The 11,303-nt window shown below is 73.2% G+C and carries 9 protein-coding genes and 1 tRNA gene; 9 read left to right on the top strand and 1 reads right to left on the bottom strand.

The features are described from left to right. Window positions 1-220 precede the first annotated feature (220 nt). The 9 genes from KBY19_RS19230 to KBY19_RS19190 all read left to right on the top strand — a co-directional run bounded on the left by KBY19_RS19230 (window position 221) and on the right by KBY19_RS19190 (window position 8,742). Window positions 221-1,357, top strand: a complete 1,137-nt coding sequence (locus tag KBY19_RS19230; RefSeq protein WP_210966267.1) for an inositol-3-phosphate synthase — start codon at window positions 221-223, stop codon at window positions 1,355-1,357. Further along, on the top strand, window positions 1,354-2,274 hold the full coding sequence (locus tag KBY19_RS19225) for an SCO3242 family prenyltransferase (RefSeq protein ID WP_099885099.1): 921 nt from the start codon (window positions 1,354-1,356) through the stop codon (window positions 2,272-2,274). Before KBY19_RS19230 ends, KBY19_RS19225 begins: the two co-directional genes overlap by 4 nt. Then, a complete protein-coding gene (locus tag KBY19_RS19220; protein ID WP_210966266.1) occupies window positions 2,271-3,176 on the top strand; it encodes a sugar phosphate isomerase/epimerase in 906 nt (301 codons plus the stop codon). Before KBY19_RS19225 ends, KBY19_RS19220 begins: the two co-directional genes overlap by 4 nt. Then, entirely contained in the window at window positions 3,170-3,949 is a 780-nt protein-coding gene (locus tag KBY19_RS19215; RefSeq protein WP_210966265.1) for an EboA domain-containing protein, read from the top strand. Before KBY19_RS19220 ends, KBY19_RS19215 begins: the two co-directional genes overlap by 7 nt. Next, complete coding sequence (locus KBY19_RS19210) at window positions 3,946-4,833, top strand: TatD family hydrolase (protein ID WP_099885102.1); 888 nt, start codon at window positions 3,946-3,948, stop codon at window positions 4,831-4,833. The genes KBY19_RS19215 and KBY19_RS19210 overlap by 4 nt, the downstream gene beginning before the upstream one ends. 13 nt (window positions 4,834-4,846) lie before the next feature. Further along, window positions 4,847-6,028 (top strand): metabolite traffic protein EboE, encoded by a 1,182-nt coding sequence (gene eboE, locus KBY19_RS19205; RefSeq protein WP_210966264.1) that lies wholly within the window; start codon window positions 4,847-4,849, stop codon window positions 6,026-6,028. Then, a complete protein-coding gene (locus KBY19_RS19200; RefSeq protein ID WP_099885104.1) occupies window positions 6,025-7,440 on the top strand; it encodes a nucleotide pyrophosphatase/phosphodiesterase family protein in 1,416 nt (471 codons plus the stop codon). The genes eboE and KBY19_RS19200 overlap by 4 nt, the downstream gene beginning before the upstream one ends. After that, window positions 7,437-8,513: a sugar phosphate isomerase/epimerase gene (locus KBY19_RS19195; RefSeq protein WP_099885105.1), complete on the top strand. Its 1,077-nt coding sequence runs from the start codon at window positions 7,437-7,439 to the stop codon at window positions 8,511-8,513. Before KBY19_RS19200 ends, KBY19_RS19195 begins: the two co-directional genes overlap by 4 nt. Window positions 8,514-8,657: 144 nt before the next feature. Continuing rightward, window positions 8,658-8,742 (top strand) — tRNA-Leu (locus tag KBY19_RS19190). Here KBY19_RS19190 and KBY19_RS19185 read toward each other — a convergent pair. Next, window positions 8,707-10,425: a recombinase family protein gene (locus KBY19_RS19185; RefSeq protein WP_210966273.1), complete on the bottom strand. Its 1,719-nt coding sequence runs from the start codon at window positions 10,423-10,425 to the stop codon at window positions 8,707-8,709. The two genes, KBY19_RS19190 and KBY19_RS19185, sit on opposite strands and share 36 nt — an antisense overlap. Window positions 10,426-11,303 lie beyond the last annotated feature (878 nt).

Below are 11,303 nucleotides of genomic sequence, written 5' to 3'. Positions count from 1 at the left end.
CCCGGGACGGCACCAATCCCCGGTTGTGGGCAATCGTCCCGCAGGGCGGGACGGGTGGGCACAACCGGGCACGCAGACGGCATCCGGCCGCAACTACCAGCCCGGCGCAGCCCCCAGGAGGGGGTCGCACAGGGGCGCCCCCTGTGAGAAACGGGAAGGGGCGGGGACGGGGAGCAGCCCGCCGCAGGCGCCCACATGGCACCGCAAGAGGGAGGACACCGTGACCCACCACAACCCGAGCCCCGCCGGCCAGGCGCCCCGCACCGGGGTGTGGCTCATCGGCGCACGCGGCTCCGTAGCGACGACCACCATCGCCGGGGCCGTGGCCCTCGCGGCCGGTCTGCACCCACCCACCGGCATGGTCACCGAAACCGCCCCCTTCTCCCGCGCCTGGCTCCCGCCCCTCGACTCCCTCGTCTTCGGCGGCCACGACACCGCCTCCTGCCCCCTCCCCAAGCGGGCCGAGGCCCTCGCCGAGGCCGGCGTCCTCCCCTACGGACTCCCTGCCGCGCTCCGCGCCGAACTCGCCACCGCCGACGCGGCGATCCGCCCCGGAGCCCCGGCCGCCGAGCCGTCCACGGAGGACGAGCTGATCACCGCCTACGCCACCGACATCCAGGACTTCACCCGCACCCACGGCCTCGCCCGCACCGTCGTCGTCAACGTGGCCAGCACCGAAGCCCCACCCACCGACGGCGGACCTCTGCCCCCGAGCTCCCTGTACGCGGCGGCGGCGCTGCGCGCGGGAAGCCCGTACGTCAACTTCACACCCTCGGCCGGGCTGCACCACCCCCGGCTGGCCGAGGCGGCCAGCGACGCGGCCGTCCCGTACGCGGGACGCGACGGCAAGACCGGACAGACCCTGCTGCGCTCCGTCCTCGCCCCGATGTTCGCGCAGCGCGCGCTCGCCGTCCGGGCCTGGTCCGGCACCAACCTTCTGGGCGGCGGCGACGGCGCGGCCCTCGCCGACCCGGCCGCCGCGGCGGCCAAGAACGCGGGCAAGGCCCGGGTCCTCGCCGACAACCTCGGCGACCTCCCCCAGGGCGAGGTGCACATCGACGACGTACCGGCGATGGGGGACTGGAAGACCGCCTGGGACCACATCGCCTTCGACGGGTTCCTCGGCTCGCGCATGGTCCTCCAGACCACCTGGCAGGGCTGCGACTCGGCCCTCGCCGCTCCACTGGTCCTCGACCTGGCGCGGCTGCTGGCCCGCGCCGACGAACTCGGCATCACCGGCCCGCTCCCCGGGCTCGGCTTCTACTTCAAGGACCCCGACAACGGCCCCGCCGACCTCCCCGGCCAATGGCACGCCCTGCTCGACCTGGCCGCCCGCTTCGCCGGGCCCGCCCGATGACGGGCGGTCGCCTCGCTGCCTGGGCGCAGCTGCTGCGGGTCTCCGCCGTGTCCACCGTGCCGGGTGACGCGCTGGTGGGGGCGGCCTCGGTCGGCCGGCCACCCGGCCGGGGCACCGCGCTGGCCGCGGGCGCCTCGCTGTGCCTGTACGAGGCGGGAATGGCGCTCAACGACTGGGCCGACCGCGAGGAGGACGCCCGCGAGCGGCCCGAACGCCCCCTGCCCGCCGGCCGGATCCGCCCGGCCGCGGCCCTGACCGCTGCCACCGGTCTGACGGCGGCGGGGCTGGCGCTGGCCGCCCGCGCCGGCCGGCTCCCCCTCGCCGCGGCCACCGCGCTGGCCGGCACCGTCTGGGCGTACGACCTGCGGCTGAAGCACACGGCTGCGGGGCCCGCCGCCATGGCGGCGGCCCGCACCCTCGACGTACTGCTCGGCGCCGCGGCGACACCCGCACCTGCCGTACCGCCCGCACGCGTCGAGCGGGCGCTACGCCCGCTCGGTGCGGCAGCGGTCATGGGAGCGCACACCCTCGCGGTCACCGCCGTGTCGCGGCGGGAGACCGAGGGCGGATCACCGGCCGTACCGCTGGCGGCGCTGGGGGCCGTCGGGACGATCGCGGGAGTGCTGGCCCGGCAGCGCACCCCGCTGACGGTGGCCGCGAGCGCCACCTACGCCGCCACCGCCACCCGGCCGCTGGCGCACGCCGTGCTCAACCCCTCGCCGCCGCTGCTCCAGCGCGCGGTGGGCGGCGGGATCCGCGCCATGCTCCCGCTCCAGGCCGTGCTCACCGCCCGGGCGTCGGAGAGGGGCGCGGCCCGCGACCAGGGGAGCGGGGCCGCCGGCTCCGTGTCCGCCCTCGCACTGCTCGGTCTGCTGCCCGTCGCCCGCCGCCTCTCCCGGAAGGTCAGCCCCACATGACCCGGTCCCGGCCCCCCTCCCCACTGCGCTACGCCTATGGCACCAACGGGCTGGCCGACCTGCGGCTCGACGACGCCCTCGGGCTGCTCGCCGACCTCGGCTACGCGGGCGTCGGGCTGACGCTCGACCATATGCACCTCGACCCCCTCGCACCCGATCTGGCGGCCCGTACCGCGAAGGTGGCCCGCGCGCTGGAGCAGCACGGGCTGACGGTCACCGTCGAGACGGGGGCACGCTATGTGCTCGACGCGCGCCGCAAGCACCACCCCACCCTGCTCGACCCCGACGCGCAGGCCCGCGCCGCCCGGACGGACCTGCTGCTCAAGGCAGTCCGCGTAGCCGCCGACCTGGGGGCGCACGCCGTGCACTGCTTCAGCGGGCAACTCCCGCCGGGCACCACGCCCGACGCGGGCTGGACCCGGCTGGCCGACGGCATCGGCCCGGTGCTGGACAGCGCCGGCGCCGCGGGCGTCCCGGTGGCGATCGAGCCGGAGCCCGGCCACCTGCTGGAGGACCTGGCCGGGTTCCACCGGCTGCGCACCGCACTCGGCGGCCCGGAGCCGCTCGGTGTGACCCTCGACATCGGGCACTGCCAGTGCCTGGAGCCGCAGTCCCCGGCCGACTGCGTCCGGTCGGCCGCCGAGTGGCTGCGGCACGTCCAGATCGAGGACATGCGGCGCGGGGTCCACACCCATCTCCCCCTCGGTGAGGGGGAGATCGACTTTCCGCCGGTGCTGGCCGCGTTGCGCGAGGCCGGCTACACCGGCCTGGTCACCGTCGAGCTGCCCCGCGACTCGCACGCCGGACCCGACCGCGCCGCCGCTTCCCTCGACTTCCTGACCACCGCCGAAGCCACGGCCGCGAAGGCGGCCACCATGCCGCAGGAGGACGCCTCATGCTGACCCCGCTCGCCTCCCTCCGCACCGGCCTGGAGCTCCACCTGACGGCGGAGTCCCGCACCTGGCTGCGCCGCGCCCTGACCGAGGCGGCCGACGCCCGACCGGACACGGCCGCCCCGGGCGGGGGCGCCGCTCCCGACACGGGGGCCGCTCCCGGCGCGGATGTGCCCGGCGGGGGTGCGGCACCCCGCGCCGGGGCCGCGCCACGACTCCCGCGTTGGGAGCTGCACTTCGTCACGGCGGGCCGCAAGTGCCACCCGGCACCGCGGACGAGTGACACGGCCGCAGCCGCGCCCGACCCCGTCGACGCCGCCCGGGTGCTCATCCTGCACGCCGCCGCGCCGGACACCGACACGCTCAGCCGCCTCTACACGCGCGGCACCGCGGACGAGCGGCGCGCGGTGCTGCTGGCCCTTCCGCACCTGGACCCGCCACCGGCAACGGATGGTGCCCTCGCCCTGGTCGAGGACGCCTTACGGACCAACGACACCCGGCTGATCGCCGCCGCACTGGGACCGTACGCCGCCGCACATCTGCGGGCCCACCAGTGGCGGCAGGGAGTGCTCAAGTGCCTGTTCACCGGGGTGCCGCTGGCCGTCGTGGCGGGGCTCGAACACCGCGCAGCGGGAGACGACGAGCTCGCCCGGATGCTGACGGACTACGCGCGCGAGCGCACCGCCGCGGGCCGCACCGTGCCCGAGGACCTCGGACACGTACTGAAACTGGCCCGGTTCGAGGAGATCCGCGAGGAGATCGAGGAGCGTGACGCCCCATGAAGACGCCGACCCGCCCAGCGGCCCGCCGCATCTTCGACCCGCACATCCATATGACGTCCCGCACCACCGACGACTACGCGGCGATGTACGAGGCCGGTGTCCGCGCGCTGGTCGAGCCGTCCTTCTGGCTCGGCCAGCCCCGCACGTCCCCCGCCACGTTCTTCGACTACTTCGACTCGCTGCTCGGCTGGGAGCCCTACCGCGCCGCCCAGTACGGCATCGCCCACCACTGCACCCTGGCGCTCAACCCCAAAGAGGCCAACGACCCGCGCTGCACCCCCGTACTGGACGAGCTGCCGCGCTATCTGATCAAGGACGGGGTCGTGGCGGTCGGCGAGGTCGGCTACGACTCCATGACACCGGCCGAGGACACCGCGCTGGCGGCGCAGCTCCAACTCGCCCTCGACCATGAGCTGCCCGCGCTGGTCCACACCCCGCACCGCGACAAGGCCGCAGGGCTGGCCCGCACGCTCGACGTGCTGCGGGAGTCCGGGCTGCCGCCCGAGCGCGTGGTGCTCGACCACCTGAACGAGACCACGGTCGGCGCCGCGGCGGACAGCGGCTGCTGGCTCGGATTCTCCATCTACCCCGACACCAAGATGGACCCCGACCGGATGGTCCGCATCCTGCGGGTGCACGGCACCGAGCGGGTGCTGGTCAACTCGGCTGCCGACTGGGGGCACAGCGACCCGCTCAAGACCAGCCACGTCGCCGACGCCATGCTCGCCGCCGGCTTCGACGAGGACGACGTCGACCTGGTGCTGTGGCGCAACCCGGTCGCCTTCTACGGCCAAAGCGGGCGGCTCACCCTCGACGTCGCACCGCCGGGGGAGCGCGAGCAGCAGCTGTTCCAGGGCAACTCCATCCTGCGCGGCGGAGAGTGAGGAGAGCGCGGCCATGCGATTCCGGCACCCCGACGGCACCACGGTCCACCTCGCCTACTGCACCAACGTCCACGCGGCCGAACAGCTCGACGGCGTACTGCGGCAGCTGACCGAGTACGCCGAGCCCGTACGCCGCAGACTGCACCGCGACCGGCTCGGTATCGGCCTGTGGCTGGCCCGCGACGCGGCCCGAACGCTCACCGACGACCCGGCCGCCATCCGGCGGCTGCGCTCCGGCCTCGACCGGGCGGGGCTGGAGGTCGTCACGCTGAACGGCTTCCCGTACCAGGGCTTCGGCGACGAGCACGTCAAGTACCGCGTCTACCGGCCCGACTGGACCGACGACGCGCGCCTGGACCACACCACCGACCTCGCCCGGCTGCTGGCCGCGCTGCTGCCCGACGACGTGACCGAGGGAAGCGTCTCCACCCTGCCGCTGGCCTGGCACACCGGCTTCGACGCCGAGGCCCGGCACCGGGCGCTGACGCGGCTGCACACCCTCGCCGCACGTCTGGACGCGCTGGAGGAGCTGACCGGCCGCTCCATCCGCGTCGGCCTGGAGCCCGAGCCCGGCTGCACCGTGGAGACCACGGCCGACGCCATCGAGGCGCTGACCGGAGAGGACGGCCCGCCCGCGCACCGGATCGGCGTCTGCGTGGACACCTGCCATCTGGCCACCGCCTTCGAGGACCCGGCCAAGTCGCTGGCGGCGCTCGTCGAGGCGGGACTGACCATCGTCAAGTCCCAGCTGTCGGCGGCGCTGCACGCCGAGCACCCCGAACGGCCCGAAGTGCGGGCGGCCCTGGCCGAGTTCGCCGAGCCGCGCTTCTTGCACCAGACCCGCGCCCGCACCCCGGACGGCACCCTGCGCGCCACCGACGACCTCGACCGGGCACTGGCACCCGGAGCACTGCCCACCACCGGGCCGTGGCGCTCCCACTTCCACGTACCGCTGCACGCCCCGCTCACCCCGCCGCTGACCGCGACCACGCCCGTGCTCGACGAGACGCTGACGCACCTGGTCGGCGGCCCGACGCCGCTGACCCGGCACCTGGAGGTGGAGACCTACACCTGGCAGGCCCTGCCGCCCGCGCTGCGCCCCACCACCCGCGCACAACTCGCCGACGGCCTCGCCGCCGAGCTGTCCACCGCCCGCGACCTCCTCACCGGTCTCGGCCTCAAGGAGCTGCCGTGAGCACCCCCTTGCTCGTCGTCGACGTCGTGGGACTGACCCCCGCCCTGCTCGCCCACATGCCCCACCTGCGGGCGCTGGCCGACAGCGGCTCACAAGCCCCGTTGGGCACCGTCCTGCCGGCCGTCACCTGCGCCGCCCAGTCCACGTTCCTGACCGGCGAACTCCCCTCCGGCCACGGCATCGTCGGCAACGGCTGGTACTTCCGCGAGCTCGGCGACGTCCTGCTGTGGCGCCAGCACAACGCGCTGGTCGGCGGCGAGAAGCTGTGGCACGCCGCCCGCGCCCGGCAGCCCGGCTACACGGTGGCCAACATCTGCTGGTGGTACGCGATGGGCGCGGACACGGACTGGACCGTGACACCCCGCCCCATCTACTACGCCGACGGCCGCAAGGAGCCCGACTGCTACACCCGGCCCCCGTCGCTGCACGACGAACTCGTCGCCGAACTGGGCGACTTTCCCCTGTTCACCTTCTGGGGCCCCGGCGCGAACCTCACCTCCTCGCAGTGGATCATCGACGCCACCCGCCACATCCTGCGCACCCGCCACCCCGACCTCGCCCTGTGCTACGTCCCCCACCTCGACTACGACCTCCAGCGCTACGGCCCCGACGACCCCCGCGCCCACCGCGCCGCCGCCGACGTGGACGCCGCGCTCGCACCGCTGCTCGCCGACGCGCGTGCCGAGGGCCGCACCGTCGTCGCACTCTCCGAGTACGGCATCACCCGCGTACGCCGCCATGTCGACATCAACCGCGTGCTGCGCCGCGCCGGGCTGCTGGAGGTGCACACCCAGGACGGCATGGAGTACCTGGACCCGTGGGCCTCCCGCGCCTTCGCCGTCGCCGACCACCAGCTCGCCCACGTCTACGTACGCGACCCGGCCGACCTGGCTGCCACCCGCGAGGCGCTGACCGGACTGCCCGGGCTGGAGCGGCTGCTCGACGAGACGGGGAAGAAGGAGGCGGGCCTGGACCACCCGCGCTCCGGCGAACTGGTCGCCGTCGCCGAACCCGACGCCTGGTTCACCTACTACTACTGGCTGGACAGCCGCCGCGCCCCGGACTTCGCGCAGCTCGTGGAGATCCACCGCAAGCCCGGCTACGACCCGGTCGAGCTGTTCATGGACCCCAAGGACCCCTACGTCAAGTTGCGCGCAGCCGCCGCGCTGGCCCGCAAGAAGACCGGCATGCGCTACCGCATGGCCGTCGTCCCCCTCGACCCCTCCCCGATCCGCGGCAGCCATGGCCGGCTGCCCGACCGCACCGAGGACGGCCCCGTGCTCCTGTGCTCCCGCGCCGACGCGCTCGCCTCCGGGGGCCCCGGCACCGGGCCCCGGCCCTCCGCGCAGCCCTTCCCCGCCACCGAAGTCAAACGCCTGCTCCTCGATCTCGCACTGGGAGACGCCTCATGACCAGCAGATCCGTACGGCCCCAGCACACCGAACTCGACCACAGGCTGCGCCGCCGGGGCTTCCTCGGCGTGGCGGCGGGTGCCACGGCCGCCTCCCTCCTGGGCGCCGCACCGGCCTCCGCCGCCACCGACCGTCGGTCCGCGAGCGACCGGCGGCCCACCACCGACCGGCACGGCTGCCGCCCGATCGTCCCCCGGGGCAAACTCGGCATCCAGCTCTACACCGTCCGCGACCAGGTCCAGAAGCTCGGCTTCGCCACCGTCTTCAAGGAGCTGGAGCGCTACGGCTACGACTCGGTGGAGTTCGCCGGCTACACCCAGGGCACCGGCGACCTCACACTGCGGCAGCTCAAGCGCCTGCTGCGCGAGCACGGGCTGCGCGGCATCGGCAGCCACGTCGGCTACTACTCCGACAACCCCGACGCCTACACCTTCGCCACCCAGCTGGAGAAGGTCTGCGACGACGCGGCGGCGCTCGGCCTCCCGCATGTGGGCACGGCCGCCAGCCCCGACCGGTACGGCCGCACCGTCGACGCCTGGAAGCGCGCCGCCGAGGACTTCAACACCTACGGCGCGGCGGCACGGGCACGCGGACTGAAGTTCTACCAGCACAACCACCAGATGGAGTTCGGCTTCGCCGAGGACAAGCCCCATGTGCGCCTCTACGACGTACTGCTCGCCGAGACCGACCCCGAACTGGTCTACCTGGAGATGGACATCTACTGGGCCTTCGCCGGCAAGCACCGCTTCAGCGTCCGCCCCGACGGCACCCCGGCCCCCTTCGACCCCATCGACTACGTACTGGCCGCCCCGCACCGCTACCCCCTCTTCCACGTCAAGGACGGCGAACACGACGAGGCGTCCCCGGACGGCTACCACATGGTCGACGTCGGCGACGGCGACATCGACTACGAGCACTTCATCGGCACCGCGCTGCGACGGCACCGGGGCCGCCGCGCCGACCACCACTGGCTGATGGAACGCGACGACGCCGTCGACCCCGCCGCCAACCCCGCCGGCTCCCTGGCCTCCGCCCGCCGCTCCGCCGCCTACCTCCGCGGCAAGCGCCGCTAGCCACCACCCAGGAGGACCGGCCCCGCTTTCCCGGCCATCCGGACAAAAAGGACAGTCTGCCAGGAAACCCAGGTGAGAAGCACTCCCAACCCTTGGTATCGTTACGGCCGTCGCCACGGCCTCCCAACGCCGTGGCACGGCCCGGTCCGGGTGGCGGAATGGTAGACGCGCTAGCTTGAGGTGCTAGTGCCCTTTATCGGGCGTGGGGGTTCGAGTCCCCCCTCGGACACTCACCGTACGCACATGACGTACACACGCTCTCTGGCCGTGACTCCACAGTCACGGCCTTTTTGCTGTGGTCGTAGGTGAGCGTGAGCCCAAGGGCTGCGTAGAGCGGGGCTTTGCGCTCCGGGGCGGCCTGCTGGAGCCGGTCGGTCAGGTTGCCGAGGTCCTTGGTGATCTGGGCGATCTGCTGCTCGGTGAGGGGGCGGGCGGTTTTCGCGGGGACGGCTGCCTGGGCGGCGGCGATCTGGCGTTGGGTCGCGTCCCGGTCTGCGGCGGCCTGGTTGATCCATTCCGTGACGAGCGCCGGGTCCGTACCGGCGTCGATTGCGGTGCGGTAGCGGTCGATGCGGCGTTCGCATTCGGCGACGGTGCGGCGGGCGGCTTCGAGCGCGGGGTCGGGTGCTGGGGTGGCCGCGGTCTGGGCCCGGTGCAAGGCTTCGAGGGTCTGCTTGAGGCGGCCAGGGGCGAAGACGCGGGCGAGCCAGGCATCGAGTGCGGGGAGGAGCGCGCTCTCGCGGACGTAGACGGCCAGCGGGTGGGGGAGTGAGGCGCTGTGGGCGTACTCGGCCGGGTAACGACAGAGGTAGTGCGGAAGGCCGCGGTTGTAGTTGCCCTGCATCTTGCGGTCGCAGAGGCCGCAGCGGAGCAGGCCGCGCAGGGCGTAGCTGCGCTTGGTCGGACCGACCTTGCGTTCCACACCTGCGGTGTTGCGACGGCGTTCCTGACGGGCCTGGGCGCTCTGGAAGTCCGCCAACGTAATGATCGGTTCGTGGACCTGTTCGGCGGACCAGATCCACTTGTCGTGGGGGTTCCAGGTGAGTTGGGTGCGATGGCCGAGGGTGACGTCGTCGATGTCGAGCAGGACTTCCTTCTTGTGCTGCTTGTTCCAGACCTGGTGGCCGGTGTAGCGGGGGTTCATCAGGATCGTGCGGACGGCACCCTTGGACCAGGCGTGGCCGTCGCGGTGCGGGTTGCGGGCGCGGTCGTGGGCGGAGGGGCAGGGAATGCCGTCGCGGGTGAGGCTCTCGGCGATGGCGTACATGCCGTTTCCGCGCAGGTACTCGCGGAAGATGCGGCGTACGACGGGTGCCGCGACCGGGTCCGGGTCGAGTTTGTGGAGCCTCTTCCCGTCGGCGGCCTTGGCTGGATTGGGGTGCGGTCCGGCGTCGCCGAGAAGGTAGCCGTAGGGCGGGCGTCCGCCGAGGTAACGGCCCTCGATCTGGGCCTGCGCGGTCATCGCGGTGTGGACGCGAACCTTGATGCGGTTGCGCTCGCCCTTGCTCATGCCGCCGAAGACCGACATGACGAGATCGTGCGCTTCGTTCTCCGGGTCGATCGCCCCGCCGACCTCGGGCACCCACAGTGGAATGCCGAAGTGGACGAAGAGGGGGAAGGTGTTGCCGAACTGGTTGCCGTAGAAGGTGCGCTGCGGCTCACCGATCACGACGGCATCGAAGGGGCGTTCGGGGTCGCGGAGATCCCGGAGCAGGTCGGCGGCGCGGGGGCGGCGCTTCCATGGGAGAGCGCGGGAGTGTCCGGAGTCGAAGTACTCGGCGACGATCTCGCCGCCCTTGGGCTCGATGAGCGCGCGGGCTCGTGTGAGTTGCCAGTTGCGGGAGGTCTCCGGGTCCTGGAGGTCCTCGGTCGAGCAGCGTCCGGCGAAGGCGAAACGGGTCACGCGGTTCATGGGTGGCACGGGCGGCTCCCTGTGCGGTCGCGGCGGGCGGGTCGGGTGGTCGTCGTCCGTCGTACCGTCGAGTCGCGATGGAGGGCCAGTCGCTGATGCGGGTCGTCGTGGGCCGGGGTTTCGGCGTGCTCGCGGAGTAGGAAGTCGAGGAGTGCTGCGGCGGCTTCGGGGGTGAGGGGCGGGGGATCGTCGGGGAGGTGGACGGTGGGCTGGCTCGCGGGTGTGCTCGTCGGCTGGCTCGGGGTGGGGGACCGGTCGCGACGAGGGGCACGCGATGCGGGCACATAGCCTCCGGGGAGATCTTTGCCGAGTGCGTTCGTGGTGGCGGCTGGGCTCTTCGATGCTGGCGTGGGGCCGTCGAGGGGGATGGACATCCCGCGCACCGCTTTGGCCACGCGACTTCCGCGGGGGAGGGTGGATCGCCCCTCTCGGAGTGGGAATCGCCGCAGGTCATCGGTTATACGAGCCACTTCCGAACCACCTCGGCGCGCACGGGGAATCACCCTTCGGGGCAACCGCTTTGTGCAAGTGCGAATCCCGGACTACCGCACCTGGGAACGGTGCAGGTCACGGGGCGAAGTGGCAGTCGCAGATTCGCACATGCCGTGCCACTCGCGAGCCACTGGCTCGGGAGTAGCACGCAACTGGCACGTGAGTGGCACGGGGCTACGGCAGTAAGGAGCGGTGACCGAACCCGCCCGCCGCACGGAGGCGCCCTTGCACCGCCACCAGCCACACGCCCTGCCTGCCGTGGTCGCGTCGATCCCGACGTCACGGTCCCCGTTTCTCTCCATCGAGCGCACCTTCCGCCGCCTCTCGCGAGACCCGAACCCGCTCACCCTCCCGAACCCCGAAGCACCCCACGCCACAAGAGCGGA

The organism is Streptomyces sp. B15 (assembly GCF_018070605.1).
Taxonomy (GTDB): Bacteria; Actinomycetota; Actinomycetes; order Streptomycetales; family Streptomycetaceae; genus Streptomyces; species Streptomyces smyrnaeus.
Note: the sequence above shows the minus strand (reverse complement) of the source record. Positions and strands in the feature narration are given on the sequence as shown.